Source organism: candidate division KSB1 bacterium (assembly GCA_034506255.1).
GTDB lineage: Bacteria > Zhuqueibacterota > Zhuqueibacteria > Zhuqueibacterales > Zhuqueibacteraceae > Coneutiohabitans > Coneutiohabitans thermophilus.
The window spans coordinates 245290-261783 of record JAPDPX010000001.1 but is presented as its reverse complement, the minus strand read 5'-3'; the positions used below and the strand labels follow the sequence as shown (position 1 = coordinate 261783).

General features: G+C 59.7%; 16 protein-coding genes. 4 read left to right on the top strand and 12 right to left on the bottom strand.

Features of this window, described 5'->3' with window-relative positions; translation table 11 throughout:
* Nucleotides 1-93: 93 nt before the first annotated feature.
* The 4 genes from ONB52_01015 to ONB52_01000 all read left to right on the top strand — a co-directional run bounded on the left by ONB52_01015 (nt 94) and on the right by ONB52_01000 (nt 2155).
* The gene (locus ONB52_01015; GenBank protein MDZ7414720.1) at nt 94-696 is read left to right on the top strand and encodes a cytochrome c oxidase subunit 3; all 603 of its coding nucleotides are present in this window, start codon (nt 94-96) and stop codon (nt 694-696) included.
* Nucleotides 697-758: 62 nt separating this feature from the next.
* Nucleotides 759-1040, top strand: a complete 282-nt coding sequence (locus ONB52_01010) for a cytochrome C oxidase subunit IV family protein (GenBank protein MDZ7414719.1) — start codon at nt 759-761, stop codon at nt 1038-1040.
* 32 nt (nt 1041-1072) lie between these two features.
* Nucleotides 1073-1702 carry a heme-copper oxidase subunit III gene (locus tag ONB52_01005; protein MDZ7414718.1) on the top strand — a complete coding sequence of 210 codons (630 nt, stop codon included), beginning with the start codon at nt 1073-1075 and terminating at the stop codon, nt 1700-1702.
* Nucleotides 1703-1915: 213 nt separating this feature from the next.
* Nucleotides 1916-2155, top strand: a complete 240-nt coding sequence (locus ONB52_01000; protein MDZ7414717.1) for a hypothetical protein — start codon at nt 1916-1918, stop codon at nt 2153-2155.
* A gap of 105 nt (nt 2156-2260) precedes the next feature.
* Here the strand turns inward: ONB52_01000 and ONB52_00995 are convergent, their stop codons facing one another.
* The 12 genes from ONB52_00995 to ONB52_00940 all read right to left on the bottom strand — a co-directional run bounded on the left by ONB52_00995 (nt 2261) and on the right by ONB52_00940 (nt 16487).
* Complete coding sequence (locus ONB52_00995; GenBank protein MDZ7414716.1) at nt 2261-2494, bottom strand: hypothetical protein; 234 nt, start codon at nt 2492-2494, stop codon at nt 2261-2263.
* A gap of 233 nt (nt 2495-2727) precedes the next feature.
* The gene (locus ONB52_00990; GenBank protein MDZ7414715.1) at nt 2728-3456 is read right to left on the bottom strand and encodes a DUF72 domain-containing protein; all 729 of its coding nucleotides are present in this window, start codon (nt 3454-3456) and stop codon (nt 2728-2730) included.
* 176 nt (nt 3457-3632) lie between these two features.
* Nucleotides 3633-4283, bottom strand: a complete 651-nt coding sequence (locus ONB52_00985) for a hypothetical protein (protein MDZ7414714.1) — start codon at nt 4281-4283, stop codon at nt 3633-3635.
* A gap of 198 nt (nt 4284-4481) precedes the next feature.
* Nucleotides 4482-4865 (bottom strand): hypothetical protein, encoded by a 384-nt coding sequence (locus tag ONB52_00980; GenBank protein MDZ7414713.1) that lies wholly within the window; start codon nt 4863-4865, stop codon nt 4482-4484.
* Nucleotides 4866-5537: 672 nt separating this feature from the next.
* Complete coding sequence (locus tag ONB52_00975) at nt 5538-5888, bottom strand: hypothetical protein (GenBank protein ID MDZ7414712.1); 351 nt, start codon at nt 5886-5888, stop codon at nt 5538-5540.
* Nucleotides 5889-5995: 107 nt separating this feature from the next.
* Nucleotides 5996-9232 (bottom strand): efflux RND transporter permease subunit, encoded by a 3237-nt coding sequence (locus tag ONB52_00970; protein ID MDZ7414711.1) that lies wholly within the window; start codon nt 9230-9232, stop codon nt 5996-5998.
* A gap of 14 nt (nt 9233-9246) precedes the next feature.
* Nucleotides 9247-9390 carry a hypothetical protein gene (locus ONB52_00965; protein MDZ7414710.1) on the bottom strand — a complete coding sequence of 48 codons (144 nt, stop codon included), beginning with the start codon at nt 9388-9390 and terminating at the stop codon, nt 9247-9249.
* Nucleotides 9387-10436: an efflux RND transporter periplasmic adaptor subunit gene (locus ONB52_00960; GenBank protein ID MDZ7414709.1), complete on the bottom strand. Its 1050-nt coding sequence runs from the start codon at nt 10434-10436 to the stop codon at nt 9387-9389. Before ONB52_00960 ends, ONB52_00965 begins: the two co-directional genes overlap by 4 nt.
* Before the next feature lie 296 nt (nt 10437-10732).
* Nucleotides 10733-13192, bottom strand: coding sequence for an AAA family ATPase (locus tag ONB52_00955; protein MDZ7414708.1), 2460 nt, complete (start codon nt 13190-13192; stop codon nt 10733-10735).
* Nucleotides 13193-13274: 82 nt separating this feature from the next.
* Nucleotides 13275-13607, bottom strand: a complete 333-nt coding sequence (locus ONB52_00950) for a cupin domain-containing protein (GenBank protein ID MDZ7414707.1) — start codon at nt 13605-13607, stop codon at nt 13275-13277.
* A 117-nt stretch (nt 13608-13724) separates the two neighbouring features.
* Nucleotides 13725-14876, bottom strand: a complete 1152-nt coding sequence (locus ONB52_00945) for a response regulator (protein ID MDZ7414706.1) — start codon at nt 14874-14876, stop codon at nt 13725-13727.
* Between the two features lie 45 nt (nt 14877-14921).
* Nucleotides 14922-16487 (bottom strand): ATP-binding protein, encoded by a 1566-nt coding sequence (locus ONB52_00940; protein ID MDZ7414705.1) that lies wholly within the window; start codon nt 16485-16487, stop codon nt 14922-14924.
* Nucleotides 16488-16494 lie beyond the last annotated feature (7 nt).

Below are 16494 nucleotides of genomic sequence, written 5' to 3'. Positions count from 1 at the left end.
TGCCCGGCGACGCAAGTCACCGCATCAAAAAGTCAATGAGTCAGTGTGTCCTGCAACCCCAAACCCGCAACCCCAAATAAGGAGAAAGAAGCGATGAGCACTGTGGTCACCGCTGAAATCCGTGCCGAGTCACCGCCGGCGGGCGTGATGGCGATCGGCAAAATGGGAATTTGGTGGTTCCTCGCCTCCGAAATCATGGTCTTCGGCGGGCTGATCGGCAGCTACGTTCTCTATCGCCTGGCCAGTGCCGGCGCCTGGTCCGAGATGGCCCATCATGTCAGCACGGGTATCGGCGCGACCAACACCCTGGTGCTGCTCACCAGCAGCCTGACCATGGTGCTGGCGCATGCCGCCATTGAAGATGAAAAACGCGGCCGCGCGACACTTTATCTCGGCTTGACGGTGCTGGGCGGTCTGTTGTTTTTGGGATTCAAAGCCATCGAGTACACCACCGAGATCAGCAACGGCTTCACCCCGCTGGCCGGCACATTTTGGTCATTCTATTTCACGATGACCGGCCTGCACGGCCTGCACGTGCTGGCAGGAATCATCTGGATCTTTGCGCTTTTTTTGATGGCGGCGCGCGGCACCCTGTGGCCGCACACCCAGCAACGCGTCGAATATGCCGGCCTCTACTGGCACTTCGTCGATATCGTGTGGATCTTCCTGTTCCCGCTGTTGTATCTCTCTTACTGAAACGGCAGCCCTTTGCCACATGCTGTGAGTGAAAACTCATTCCCTCATACGAGGAGAGGCGCATGGCTAACACGCCACATAACCGTCCCAATTATATTGCTGTCTGGGCCTGGCTGGTATTGCTGCTAGGGCTCAGTCTGGCGGCGGTATTTCTGCCTTTTTCACAGGCGGTCACCGTCACCCTCATCTTTGTCATTGCCGCCGTCAAGGCGTTTCTGGTGGCGGTCAACTTCATGCATCTGAAATTCGAGCAGCGGCTGGTGCGCCTGATTGCGATCGTACCGCTGGCTTTGTTCATCATCATGACGCTCACCTTGCTCCCGGATATTGCTTATCATCATTGAATCCCCATGCTGCAGAGCGCGAGAGGACTCTAATGAATTCCCTCCCGGTTGAATCTTCGCTGGCGGGCGGCCAGGCCACTCTCGCCGCCCGCTCCCATCATTCTCCCGAAACGTCCCTGAACAAGGCGATGCTCGGCCTGCTGATCTTTCTCGGCACCGAAGCGATGTTTTTTGCCGGATTGATCAGCACTTTTTTGATCCTGCGTGCCGCCGGCGGGATATGGCCACCGGTCGACCAGCCGCGCCTGCCGGTGGATGTCACTGCGATCAATTCCCTCTTTCTACTCGCCAGCGCCCTGACGATGCACCGGGCGGTGGCCGCGGCCCGCGAAGACCGGCAAAAAGCTCTGGTCTCGTGGTTGGGAGCAACCGGCGGCCTGGGGCTGATCTTCCTCGCCCTGCAGGGCAGGGAGTGGATTCAGTTGATTCGGCACGGCTTGACGCTGACGTCGAGCAACTACGGCGCGACTTTTTACACGCTCATCGGTTGTCATGGTCTGCACGTTTTCGCCGCCGTTGTCGTGCTGACGGTGGTCTTTGCGCGTGCCCGGCAGCGCCGCTATCGCCCGGATCATCTCCAGGGGCTGGAGCTTTGTCGGGTGTATTGGTTCTTTGTGGTGGCGCTCTGGCCGGTGTTGTATGGGTTGGTTTATTTGGGGTGAACGCAGCGCGGGCGCGCCGCATTTCCCGGCAGGCAGGGTGCGAAACAAATGAATTTCAGGGTTGGGGGTGCCACGCCACCAAGCGCATGATTGGCGCGACAACGGCAGCGGGGCGTGGCATTGTTAACAGGAAGTGGAACAGCCAGAACGGAAGTTTGCGGTGGCGGTGAAATTCCCGGGAACTATGCGAAACAGGCAAAGGCAGGCAAGACCATGAGGAAACGATTTTGGCCTGTTGGGCGAATGCTGGCGGGGATGATTTTGTTGCCGGTTGCCGCCGGTGCCTGCCCGCGCTGTTACGCGGCTGCCAGCAGTGATGTCCGGCACGCCTATTTCTTGAGCCTTCTCCTGCTGTCCTTTCTGCCGCTCATTTGCATCACTCTGTTGCTGGTGTGGATTCTGCGCCAGCGGCGGCGGATGCTGCCGCGCCTGCCGCGGGAAGTCCGCCAGTGAGGCCGGGCAGCGGGGACGATGGAATGCCTCCCTTACGTGTGGGAACGTGGAGCAGAAATCTTGTCTGCGACAGAGAGGCCTGCACGGCTCCGCACGACTGAGGGATTACGGGACGGCGCCTCCCCCTGGCGGCCTGGTGACATGACGCGGGCCGCCACGCAACAACCGGGCCGGCAGCAGGATAATTGCCCGCAGCAACTCCAGCACGCCATCCACCACCACTCCCACCAGCCGAAAAGGCAGAAGCAACAACCAGACGACAGGATAGAGAAGCAACGCCAGCAGTGCCAGCGGCCAGCACAAGACCAGCAACAGACACCAAAGCAGAAATTTGAGCATCATTAACCTCGCCTCCTGTATTCGTGACTGCCTGCGCCGTCCGGGAAAATTGGGGGAAATCCAGGTTGCATCATGGCGGTGCGGGATCTCTTCGGCGCCGTCAGTCTGCCCGCCTGATCGCAGTCATGCCCGTTGCCGCCAGTGACCGGACACAATCGCGTGCAACCACATCCTGAAATGAGATCACACCATTTTCTCCCTCCGCGGGCGCCGGACAACCATGAGAGGGCAAATCACCGCAACATCGTCTGCAGGGCCAACGCATTTTGCGCCGCATAGCCATGCACAGAATTGTTGAAAAAAATGTAGACCGTGCCGGCGCCGCTTTCCACCAATCTTCCCGCCAGCGCCGCAATCTCGCGCAGTTCCCCGGTTGAGTAATCGTAGTTGTACCAGCGCTGGCGGCCATGCAAACGGATATAAGCCACTTCGGCGGTCACCCAGTCCACCGGTCTGCTCTTCGGAGAATCGACGGCGCAAAAAATCGCGCCCGTCTCTTTGAGCACGTCTTTGACTTCACCGGTCAGCCAGCGATGGTCGCGAAATTCCACGGCGACTTTTCCCGCATCGCCGAAAGTCAGAAGTGCGGTTTTGAGGCGCTCCGGGTCATACGTCATGCCGGGGGCAAGCTGCAACAGCAGCAAACCCAGTTTGTCCTCGAGCAATGAGGCCGATCGCCAAAAATTTTTGATTTCCGCCTCGACTTCTTTCAGGCGTTTGCGATGCGTAACCACGCGCGGCACTTTCAGCACATAGCGGAATGCTGCCGGCGCCTGTTCCCGCCACTTGTGATAGGTCTGATCCTTGAAGGTTCGATAAAATGTCGCATTCACCTCCACGGCGGCAAATTTCCCGGCATAATATTCGAACCAGCGTCGCTTCGGCCAGTCTTCGGGATAGAAGACTCCCTGCCACTCCGGGTAGGTCCAGCCGGAAGTGCCAACCAGAAATTGGGCTTTCATGACATGTTCGCGCTTGATTGCTTACCCCTCAGGTGCCCGTTCCGAATCGTGAACCACGGCATGCACCCGGCCACGAATGAATTTTCTGAACACTGGCTGACACAAATTCAAGCTTTTTTATCTGCGGCAATCAATGCAAATCTGTATGCCGAAGTTGCGCGTTTCGAAAAGTTTTTTCAGGGAGACACATCCGGCCCGGTGGTTTTCCTCACGCGATAGCGAAGGATTGTGACATACTTCCCGGGGTCACCTTTGGAAAACATGGTCGGGCCTTTGAGATATTCTTCCTCATGCGCGCCGGCAACCTCATAGCCTTGCGCTTTGATGAACTCCATCAATCGCGCAACGGTGGGCTGCCCCCTGCCATAAGGCCCCCGAGGCAGAATCTCGGCGACTTCGCCGTATTCCCAGGTTGTCAGCGAAACTTTTAATTCCGGCGGCGCTTCATAATCCGGCAGTTCCGTGGTGCTTTCAGGAACGGGCGTGGCATATAAACCCAGCCACTCGGTCTGCGGTACCTCCCCGCGCAGCGGCCAGCGCGCACGCGGTGCCGGCATGCCAGGCCCTTTGATTGTACCCTGCGTCTTGAAGTATACTTGAAACAAAGTGGCGAGTGCCCTGCCTGCGATCACATTGGGATCGCCCCTGGCCTCAACCACGATCATCTTCTGATCGGGCAGGGTCGAAATTTGCGGGACTTTGAGATGCTGGTAGTTGGACAAATCCGGGCCTTGTGTCATGTAATAAATCGTCACCGTGATGAGCGCACCAATCGCCAGCACCAGGGCCACGGCAACCCCAAGCAATATTTTCACGACTTTTTTCATGGCTGCTCCTAATTCTGAGGCAAGCAGGTCCGTCCAAAATCACTGACCCGCAAGGAATTGTCCCTGCAAGGCTCGGCCGTTGTCCGAAACACCCTGGACTTTTCACGCGCCTCGCTGTTTCGGACACCCCCGCTCAGCCGGGGGTGGGAATATTTGAGATGCGCGTTCCGCCCAATTGCCCCGTGCTTTTCGCTTCCTTCACCGCAACTTGTAAAACACCCAGGGCGCAATTGTCACCCAAATCAAAACCAGCGGCCACACGCGGCCGGCAAAAATATTGTAATCCTGCAGCAGTCTGTGCCAAGGATGGCCGGCGACAAAATGGCCAAACAGAAACTCAAATGCAATCGTCAGGCTCAACCAGAGAAAGCCCGCCGTCCAGGCCTGTTTGGTCGAGGCCAGCGGCCAGATCCGGCTCAAGGCCCAAACGATCACGCCGAACAAGACAATGCCGGTGAGGGTGGAGAGCTGATGTGCGTGCAAATCGCCGAGGCGGTTTTTGTAAACGGCCTCGCGAATGGCGCCGTTGCCGATGGCGGCGATCATCAAAAGAAACCAGGCGAGAGTGTAGCGGAGCAGCATTGTGTTTCTCCTCGTAAAAGCGGGCGGGAAAGGACGGACAATGTTCGGCGGAGGCGGGTGTCACGGCGGGTCTTTCGCATTCGTCGTTCAACTGTGTGCCGCCTGTTTGTTGTCTGCCTTCATGGTTCCTGCGGGGCGCGCCCCAACACATCAGCAATATGCAAAGGGCCCACCATGATGGGCGCACTATGGCACTTTCCTGGCAAAACCATCACAATCGCGAGGATTTTTTAACCGCTTTTTGCACTGCCAGGAGCGTAACGCACGTCAAGCGAATGGCATCGCCGGCTTCACGCGTCGGGTCGCCCTGCCGGCAGTGTTATGCTTAAAAACTGCGCGAGCGCGGTTTGCGAGTGGCTTGCGAGGTATCGCCACCGCTTCTATATGACGGCCGGCAGATTGACACCGGCTGCCGCATTGACAGGCTCATCGAAGTTGTATCCAAAACTGCTGCCAATACACGCGGCCAAACTACTGACCTGCTTGCAATGACGCGACTGCCGGCCCGGGTTCTTATTGAACTGGAACGCCAAACCAGTGAAAGAAGGCAAACTGCGAATGGTGAATAAATCGCAACGCATGCTTGAACGCCACAGCATGAGCAACAAAAAGAGATTCTGCGCGCTCCTTGCGGCTTCGCGGTTGACCAATTTGGTTGCGGCTATGATCGCGCTATGTCATCACCCTGTAAATGACAAGCATGACTCCCGCGAGCCCAATCGTGCCAAAAATGATCTTGTTGTGCCTGGCCAGCCAGTTGGGCAGGAAAATATCAAAGTTGTCATCCCGGTTTGCGGTATATTTCGCGGCCATGAGAGTCAAGGGACAATGCCCGCTATTGCGCAGTAATACAACACCCTCCAAAATGATCAAGCCGATGGCAATCCAAACCCAAATGTCGAGCTCATTAAAAATTCCGGCATACAAAATGTAGCCAATGACCACCACGAAAAATGCCCAAATCACCGTATGGGCGGTCTTGATGAAGGTGAGCTTGCGGACAGCCTCTGGTTTTGCGCGCACGGGTTTTCCTCGCGAAGGTTGCGGCGATTTGCAATGCCGCGATTGTTCACCGGTTGCCCAAACCCCGGCCGCCCGTCACCCCGCACACTGCCGGGCACCGGCGAATATCATCTGCTCTTTTCCCTTGCCACGGAATCATCATCACGGGTGACGATTCTGCGCGCCAACGCAGCGAGGCCCTGCGACCAGCTTTCGAGCAGTGCATAGAAAGTCGGCACGATCACCAATGTCAGAAAAGTCGCGATGGTCAGGCCAAAGATAATCGCCACGCCGAGCGGGCCCCAGAACGCCGCGCTTTCCGCGCCGATGACGAAATGCAGCTCGTGCCAGTCGAAATCGATGCCGGTCGCCAGCGGCAGCACACCCAGCACGGTGGCGGCGGCGGTGAGCAGCACCGGACGCAAACGCACGCGGCCGGCTTCCAGCAGGGCCTGCTCCAGAGGCAGACCCTGGTGCAGCTTTTGTTTGGCGAAATCGAGCAGCACGATGCCGTTGCGCACCACAATGCCGGCGAGCGCAATCACGCCCACGCCGGTCATGATCACGCTGAAGGGCAGGCGTGTCACCATCAGGCCGATCAGCACACCGATCAGCGACAGCAGCACCGACAGCATGATCACGAACGGCACACGGATCGAGTTGAACTCCGCAACCAGGATCAGGAAGACCAGCAGCAGGGTGATGACGAAGGCATCCTTGAGAAAGGCCTCGGCTTTCTTTTGTTCCTCATCTTTGCCGGTGAATTTGAGCTCGTAGCCCGCCGGCAGATCGAAATCGGCGAGACGGGCTTTGACGTCGTTGAGCACTTCGGAGGCCAGACGGCCCTCGACTTCACCGGTGATGGTGATCACCCGCTTCATGTCCTTGCGGCGGATGTCGGTGATGGCGGAAGTGCGGCGAATCTCGGCGACAGCGTTGAGCGGGAAGGAATAGCGCCGGCCTTCCATGTTCATGAAGGTGATGTGAACGTTTTCCAAATCCTCGGGGTTGCGGCGCTGCGCGGCAAGCGCGCGCACGCGAATCTTGTATTCGTCCTCACCGACGCGAAACTTCGAGGCTTCCACACCGTTGATGGCGGCGCGCACCGTGGCCGCGACCTGGCGCGTGCTCGACCAGAGGCGTCCGGCCTTCTCGCGATCGACGAGCACCAGCACCTCCGGCTTGCCGAGGTCGTAGTCATCCTTCAAATCAACCAAATTGGGCACGGATTTGATTTTTTCCCTGATGCGGCGGCTGAGGCCGGCGAGTTGGGCATAATCCTCGCCGGAAATCTCGACACTCACCGGTGCACCCACCGGCGGCCCCATCTCCTGCCGGGTAACACGAATTTCCGCGCCGGCGATGCCCGTGGTGCTGCGCCGAATTTCCTCGAGCGTGACAAAACTGCTTTGCCGGCGTTGCAGTTTTTCGTGGAAATTGATGGCGATCTGCGCTTTGTTGGGCGTGCCCTGGCCGCCGAAATCAAACGGGTCTTCCGAAGTGCCGGTGGTCGCCACGACAAACTCGATGTCCTTCCTGCCGGGAATCTGCGCCAGCCGTTCTTCGAGAGATTGCGCAATGCCATTGGTCACGTCCAGCGAGGTGCCGGCGGGACATTCCACCACGACCCGCACGAGCGAGGGTTCGACGTTCGGAAAAAACTCGACGCCGGTGTTGAACACGATGAACAACAGCACCACGGCCAACAGAAAAGCCACGGACACGGCGATGGTCAGCCCCCTGCGTTGCAGCGTCCAATGCAGCGTTTTGACATACTGCCGCTGCAGGAAGGGGAAAAACTGCTCGTCGACCTTGTGGTAAAGCAGCGTGAACGGGTTGTATTTTTTGTACCAGCGCGGATGTTCGAGATTCGCCCGCGCCCGGCGGATTTCCTTCTGGTAGTCGATCCACTGCGCGCCCTGCACCGGGCTGATGATGAAAGCCACCAGCAGCGAGGCGCCGAGCGTGACGATGAGCGTGACCGGCAAGTACCACATGAAGTCGCCCACCACCCCGGACCAAAACAGCAGCGGAATGAAGCCTGACACGGTGGTCACCGTCGAGGTGATCACCGGCAGCGCCACTTCCGCGGTGGCCGCCTGCGCGGCCGTCACCGGCTTCTGGCGGTATTCCTGCTGATGGCGATAAATGTTCTCGATCACCACGATGGCATCATCCACCAAAATGCCCAGCACCAGCACCAGCGTGAACAACACCACGAAATTGAGCGTGATGTGAAACGCCGCCAGCACGGTGAAGCCGATCAACATCGAAAATGGAATGGCGGTGGCGATCAGCAAAGAGTTCTTGAAGCCGAAAAACATGAAGAGGGTGAGCACGACGAGAAACATGCCGGTAAAAATGCTGTTTTCCAGCTCGCGCACCAGCCGTCTCACGTTGCGGGACTGATCATTGGAAATCTCCAGCGTCACGCCCGCCGGCAGCCGGGCCTGCCCGGCCGCGACGATTTGTTTCACCTGATCGGCAATGCGAATGAGATTTTCCCCGGCACGTTTGCGCACACCCAACGTCACCACTTCGCTGCCGTTGAGGCGGGAATAGGTGAGCCGGTCTTCAAAAGAATAATCCACCGTGGCAACATCACGCAAATAGATGGGCCGGCCCTGGCGCACCTTGACGACGATGTCTTCCAGCGGCCGCACCTCTTTGAATTCGCCGGGTATGCGCACGGTGAAATTCCGCTCTTTGGTGTCGATCGCGCCGCCCGGCAGGGAGAAGTTTTCCGCACGCACGGCATTGGCAACATCGTCGAAACTGATTTCATAGGCGGCGAGGCGGTAGAGATCGCAGTTTACCTGCACCTCCGGTTCCAGGCCGCCGTTGAGGTCGGCACGCAGCACCCCGGGGATGGCTTCGATCTTGTCCTGCAAATCCTCGGCAATCTCTTTGAGGCGGACCAGGCCGACGTTGCCGCCGACATTGACGTACAGGATCGGAAACTCGCTAATGTTGATTTCCGAAATGATGGGATCGAGGATGTCATCAGGCAGCTCGGGCCGGGTGGAATTGACTTCATCGCGCACACGGCGCAGGGCGTCGTCGATGTCGATGCCGGTGTTGAATTCGACACGAATCGTGGCGAGCCCCTCTTTCGAGGCCGACGTGATCTGCCTGACGTCTTTGAGCGATTTGAGATTGCGTTCCAGCGGCTGCGTCACCAACCCTTCGACATCCGTCGGGGAGGCGCCGAGGTACGGCACGGATACGATGACCAGCGGGATGGTGATGTCCGGTGCCGCCTCGCGCGGCAGCGAGGTGTAGGCATTCCAGCCGAGCAGGATGATGATCGCCATCAACACATAAACGGCGACACGGTTTTTCACGGCAAGATTCGACAACCACATGGACGCCTCGCGCACTACCGGAAGACAAAGTTGGCAACCGCACGCAGCAGTGCCATGGCCACACCCGCCGCCCGGCAGCCCACCGCCACCGGCCGCAAAAAATCGCAGCGTCCCGGCGGCGGCGGGTCATGCTTGCAGGGCGGCGGTCTTGCAATCATTCACTGATCATCACCGGGCAACCATTCACCAGGCGTTGAAATCCCGAAACAATCACCCGCTCACCGGGTGCCAAACCGGAAACGATCTCCACCAGATTGCCCTGCCGCCCGCCCAGCGTCACCATGCGTTCCTGCGCGGTGCCGGCGTTCTCGACATAAACGATGAGCCGGTCACGATCCACCTGCAGAACGGCATGCTCGCTCACCAGCAGGGCATCGTCCTTCGCGGCAAGCACGACCCGCACCTTGGCCACCATCTCGGGTTTGAGCCGGCCCTGACGGTTGTCGAGATAAATTTCGACCGGCAGCGCGCGATTGGTGGGTGACACGGTTTGGCCGACGAAAGCGATCACTCCGCTGAGCGTGTCACCGGGCACGGCATCGAGTGTCACCACAACCGGCGAACCGGGGGCGACGCTGCCCGCGTGCCTTTCGGGAAGCTCGGCCAGAATTTTGACCCGCCGGGTGTTGACGATGTGGGCGATCGGGGTGGCCGGCGGCGCGAACTCGCCCTCATCGACCAGGCGGTCATCCAGCACGCCGTTGATGGGACTTTTGATTTGCGTGCGCTGCCAGCGTGCCTTCATCAACTCAGCCTGGGCTTTGGCCGCGTCGCGCGTATATTGCGCGGTCTTGTATTGTATTTCGCTGATCGACTGGTCGCTGAAGATTTTTTCCTGTTTCTCAAAATTCAACTCGGCCAGCTTGTATTGCGCCTCGGCCGCGGCATAACTGGCGCGCAGCACCTCGTCACCGAGCACGGCAATGATTTCACCCTTTTTGACGTCTTGCCCCTTGTGCACCCGCCATTCCTGCACCACCCCGCCCTCTTCGGGGCTGAGATAGACGTCCTCAAATGCCTTGACAACACCGGCGACTTGCAGCGTGACGTCGAAGTGCACCGGCTCGAGCTTCTGCACGCGCACGGGCACCGGCTCCATTTCGCTGCGATGATTGCTGGCAGGGCTCTGCTTCATGCCGTTGTGACGGCAGGCGGCAAGCTGAAAGCACACGAGCAGAATCAGGAAATGGATCACTCTGACCATGGGTCGCATTCCACAACGTTTGGGGCTGTATTGTCCGAATTCCGGGGCAGGCGCGGCAAAGCATGCGCGTCCGACGATTGCAATGAGAGGAAAGGCAGGGCGTGCTGCCGATCGCGCCGGAGTTCAAGCTTCGGAGGGCCCGCGGCGGAATTTTCGCCACCGCAATTTCGACCATGACTCACCGACCGCCGCACCGTCAAACCGACTTTTGCAGGGCGGTGTCGTGCCGGCCCGCCGGCACCGACTGCCGCATGCCGGGCAATCGCCGGCGGTTTGCCGAGGCATGCTCCCGCCCGTCATTTTCTCCGCCGGCTGCGTGGTCGGGCGCGCGTTTTTTGCCTGCCGGATTTGCGGCGGCCCTTCTTCTCCCTGCCCAGTTTGCGCAGGCGCTCGGCAAATTCCTGCAAACGTTTTTCCACGCGCTGATAGACCGTACCGACGGGGAATTTGCCGTTCGCTCCGCGCTCGCCGGCCGGCACGCCGGTGAGAATCTCGATGCCTTCCGTCACGGTGGACACCGCCCAAAGCGAGAACTTGTTGTCGGCCACGGCCTGCACCACCTCTTCCCGCAGCATCAGATTGCGCACATTGCTTTGCGGGATGATCACGCCCTGCCGGCCGGTCAGGCCCTTCGCTTGGCATACCTCAAAGAAACCTTCGATTTTCTGATTGACGCCGCCGATGGCCTGCATCTCACCGGCCTGGTTCACCGAGCCGGTAACGGCAATGCCCTGCTTGATCGGGATGCCGGACAACGCGGACAGCAGGGCAAAAAGCTCGGCCGAGGAGGCACTGTCGCCTTCGATGCCCTCGTAGCTCTGTTCGAACACCAGGCGTGCCGAGAGTGTCAGCGGCGAAGTTGCGGCGAATTGCCGGGTGAGATAGCCGCTCAGAATCAAAACACCTTTGCTGTGAATCGGGCCGCCGAGATGGACTTCCCGCTCGAGGTCGATGACACCATCGCGGCCCGGCCCGACGCTGGCGGTGATGCGGCTGGGCCGGCCAAACTGATAGTCCCCCACACTGATCACCGACAGCCCATTGACCTGGCCGACGCGCTCGCCCTCCGTATCGATGAGCAGGGTGCCGTTGGTGATCATCTCCTGCAGACGGTCTTGCAGCAGGTTGGAGCGATAGACTTTGGCGTCCAGCGCCTGCTGCACGTGCGCCGCGCTGATGCGGGCGGCCTCCGCCTGCTGCGCCCAGAAATTGGCCTCGCGGATGATGTCCGCCAGCACGCCGAAATGCGTCGAGAGTTTCTCCTGGTCTTCGGCCAACCGGGCACTGTGCTCCAGCAGTTTGGCCACGGCCGTGGCATCGAGATGCCGGAGTTTTTCCTTGTTGCAGAAGGTGGGCAGGAACGCAAGAAAGTCGCGGAGGTTTTGTGCGTTGCTGTCCATGCGCGTGTCGAAGTCCGCCTTGACTTTGAACAGCTCGGGAAACTCTTCATCGAGCGCATGCAGGAGATAGTACAGCAGCGGCCGGCCGACCAGCACGACTTTGATGTTGATGGGAATCGGCTGCGGCCGCAGGCTCTTGGTGGCAACAAATCCCAGCCGCTCGCTGATTTCCTCGATTTCGACCACGCCGCTGCGCAACGCCCGCTTGGTGCCGTCCCAGCTCAGCAAATTTTGCAGCAGATCCTCCGCCGGCATCACCAGGTAACCGCCGTTGGCGCGGTGAAACGAACCGGCCTTGATCATGGTGAAATCGGTATACAGCGCGCCGAACTGCACTTCCTTTTCGACGCGGCCGAACAAATTGTTGTAGCTGGGATTGAGCTCGAGCACCACCGGCGCGCCCTTTTGCTCGCGATTGTCCACCAGCACGTTGACTTGATATTTGCGGAAAGGCAGCTCGCGCAACCAGGGCGAGCCGGCCGCCGCGGCCTCCGCCGCCGGATTGGTGGCCACGCCGGTCTTGAAAGTCTCGAGATGTTCGAGCATGTCCTTCTGCATGTCCTGCAGATGTTCGACCACCGCGGGCAGATCGCGGTATTTTTCATGCAACTCTTCCATCAGCCCGCCGATCACATAGAGCGCCACTTGCTGATCGAGCGCCTGCAACTTTTCCTGCACCGCCCGTTCGAGTTCGCGCAGGTGTTTCATCGCGGCCTTGAGCTCCTCCTTGAGCACCTCATGGCGCTGTTGAAACTCTTCGCGCATCTGTGCCGGCAGCGCCTGAAAATCGGCGTCGCTGAGTGGCTGGCCCTTGTGGGTGGGAATGGTGGCGAGGCCCAAAGGGGTGGCTTGCAGCATGAATCCCGCCTGGCTGGCTTGCAGACTCAGCTTCTCCATCGCCTGCGCCCGCTGCTGCTCCAGCGATTTGACAATCTCATCGCGGCGGTTGCTGTATTCCTCGCTCTCGAAGGCGCGGGGTATTTCGCGGCGCAGATGCTCGACCAGCGCCTTCACATCCTGCTGCAATTCATGCCCGCGACCGGCCGGCAGCCGGCAGCTTTTGGGCTGGTAGGAATCTTCGAAGTTGTTGAGGTAGCACCAGTCCGGCGGCGTTTCTTTGCGGCGCGCCAGTTCCATCAGGAAGGATTGCACCGCCGTCATTTTGCCGATGCCCGGCGGACCGGCAACATAGATGTTGAAGCCGTTCTCACGAATCTCCAGACCGAACTGCAGCGCCGAAACCGCCCGCTGCTGGCCGATGATGTTCTCCTGTGTCTCGAGCTCGGCGGTGGTTGCCACGCCCAGGGCGGCCGGATCATAGCTGCGACGCAGTTGTTGGGGCAATAATTTTGGCATGCACTCCACCCGCTGTCGTCCTTTTTGCCCTGCCGGCAGTATGGCAAAAGCGCGCTGCCGCAACCCCGCGCAGGGCATCGCTTCACGCGCGCTCACGAATCATGGTCAGCAGCATCTTAAAGGGCGTGACGGCCTGCAGCGCGTGCGGCTGTTGCGCCGGCATGATGACCATCTCCCCGGCCTGCAGGCGCTGGCTGGCACCGCTGATCATGACTTCGGCTTCACCCTCCAAAATCTGAACCAGCGCGTCGAAGGGCGCGGTGTGTTCGCTCAAGCCCTGGCCGGCATCGAACGCGAACAACGTCACCGTGCCAGCCTTGCGCGCCAAAAGCGTGCGGCTGACCACCGCCGCCGGCTGATAAGCCACCAACTCGGTCAATTTCGCCTTCGTCGCATTCGCGACCGGTTGTGTCATTTCTCATCCTTTCGTTCCGACAGACCACTGCGGCAGGTTGCGTGACGACAGGGACGCAGCCGCGCAAAGTTCAAAACGCGACGGCAACCGCTGTCAGATCAGCGCGCGGCCGGGTTTTTACAGGAACGATTCGGCAAATTTCTTCCAGGTGTTGTCATCAGTCTCTTCAAGCTGCCCTTCGACCAGCCGCGCCATTTCCGGCAGGATGGCAGGATGACCGTTGCCGCCGGCGGGCATGAGCAGCTCGCGCACCCGTTTGATTTCCTGTTGATACCAGGCCGCGGCCTTCTCGCCGATGCGCAACTGTTCGATTTCAGCGGAAAGCTGGTCGGGTTTGATCGAGCAGATCCAGCCCTTTTCATAGGGTTGCTTTTCCAGCCAGCTCAGGTTTTGCGCCAGCTCGGTATTGACCAGATGCACTGTCCCGGAAATCGGTGCTTTGAACGCCGCCCTGCGCCCGCCCTGCTGCACGTAAAACAACGGTTCGCCCTTTTTGACGCGCCGGCCTTTGGCGGGCAGTTCAATGGCATCGATGCGGCCGATCATCTTGCGCACGAAGTCGTCCATGCCGACGCGCACCAGTCCGGGCACGGTGACATTGGCCCACACGTGGCCTTCGGAGATGAACACCCCGCCGGGCAGCAGAAATTCGTGCTCGGGCGGCCGCCCGGTGGTCACCACGTGCACCACCGGCTTGATTTGCTTTTCCAAACGGTCCTGCCGGCGAATCAGGCATTTCCTGGTGAATTCGACCAGCTCGTCTTCAGTGAAGGGTTTCTGCACGTAATCCAGCGCGCCGAACTTCATGGCATTCACCGCGGATTCGATGGTGGCATAGCCGGTGATGACCACCACGTCGGTTTCCGGGCTGAAATGTTTGACGCCTTTCACCACATCCAGGCCGTCCATTTCCGGCATTTTCAAATCGGTGAAAACGAAATCATACTTGTACTTTTGCACCAGGCCGAGCGCCTCGCGTCCGCTTTCCACCGTGTCGACCGCGTAGCCGGCGACCACCAGAATTTTGCGAAAACTGTCCAGCACCACCGGTTCATCATCCACGGCGAGAATGCGGGCCAGCGGGTGGGGAACATCCACGCGGCGGAGCGTTTTGGCTTCGTGGGTAAAATCGAGACGCAGGCCGATATCCAGGGCGGCGAGCCGCTCCTTGCGCGCTTTCGCCTCCTGCAGACGGCGGGCGATCATGCGAACCAAAACGTCAATGACGATGAACGCGAGGATCATCGCCACGACTAAAATGGCAACCATTCCAACCTCCTTTCGGGCACGGCCAGCGGGGCGCAGGTGGTTCCCTCACACGGGCGACGCTGCCGGCAGCGCCACGTCATACCGGGGTTTTGCATCGACTTTATTCTGCAGCGGCAGGAAAACTGTGAAGGTCGTGCCCTTGCCGACTTCACTCTGCACGGTGATCCGGCCGTTATGCTTCTCGACGATGCCCCACACGATGGCCAGCCCCAGGCCGTTGCCTTTCTGCCCCTTGGTGGAAAAGAAGGGTTCAAAGATTTTCTGCAAATGTTCCGGCGGGATGCCGCAGCCGGTGTCGCTCACCTGAATTTGCACGTACTGCTGCGCATCCGGCGCCGCGGGCTGATCCGCGAGCGTGGCCCGGGAAGTGATGATCGTGAGCGTGCCGCCTTTTTCCGCCATGGCATCATTGGCATTGAGCAGCAGGTTCACCAGCACCTGCTGAATCTGATCCACATCCATCGACACCAGCGGCAGGCTGTCATCGAGATGCGGTTCGACCCGGACGTGATGGCGGGCAAACTGGTTTTGCAGAATGCGCACCGAACGTTTCACGACTTCATTGATGTCGCTCGCGCGCTTTTCCGGCCGCGACTGGCGGGCAAAATCCAGCAGCCCCCGGACGATCTCGCGGCAGCGCATGGTCTCGCGCACGATCACTTCGAGGTCTTCTTTGATTTCGGGATGGGTGTCGGCGCGCTTGAGCAGAAAGGTGCTGTAGGTCAGCACGCCGGTGAGCGGGTTGTTGATCTCATGCGCCACCCCCGCCGCCAAGCGCCCCACCGACGCCAGCTTGTCGGATTGATAGAGCTGGCGCTGGGTTTCCGCCAGCCGGCGCGTCATGTCATTGAACGATTTGGCGAGCAGGCCGATCTCATCCGGCTTGTCGAGTGCTATGGTGTAGTTCAAGTCGCCGGCGGCAACGTGTTTGGTGGCCGCCACGATTTCATTCACCGGCTGGAGCACGATGCGGTTCACCAGCAGATAAATGATCAGGCTCACCGCGGTGATCGCCACAACGGCAAAAAGCAGCAGCCGCATCTTGCTGGCGCGCAGGCCGGCTTCGACTTCGGCCAGCGACATGGTAATGTCGAGCACGCCCAGCACCTTCTGCGTCTCGCTGTGCGCATGGCAGTCCGCCTGCCAGCAGCTCGCTTCGTTGTAAATCGGATTGATGATGCCCAGCGTCGCACCCCGGCCGGCGGATTGGAACACGCGCGTGCGCTCGGAAATCGGCAGCCGTTCGAGCGGCTGGTCCGCCAGGTGGCAGCGGTAACAGGCCTCGGTTTTTTTGTCGACCATCCGGCCGCTTTCCAGGGAATCGGTGGAGTAGATGATCACGCCGTCCTTGTTGAAGATGCGGACCTTCTCGATGCCCTCCTGCTGCCCGATGGTGTTGATGATGCGATGCACCGATTCGCGCTGGTTCAACAGCATGTCGTAGCGCGTACTGCTTTTCACGGTTTCGCTGAGCTGGTGCGCGCTGCGCTCCAGCTCGGCCACGAGCTGGCGTTCATGCGCCTGCAGCAGCAGGTAGGAAAAAATGCTGATGATGGCAATGGCGACACCGGCCACCGCCAGGATCAATTTGTTGCTGACGCGTGTGATCATGGCGCTT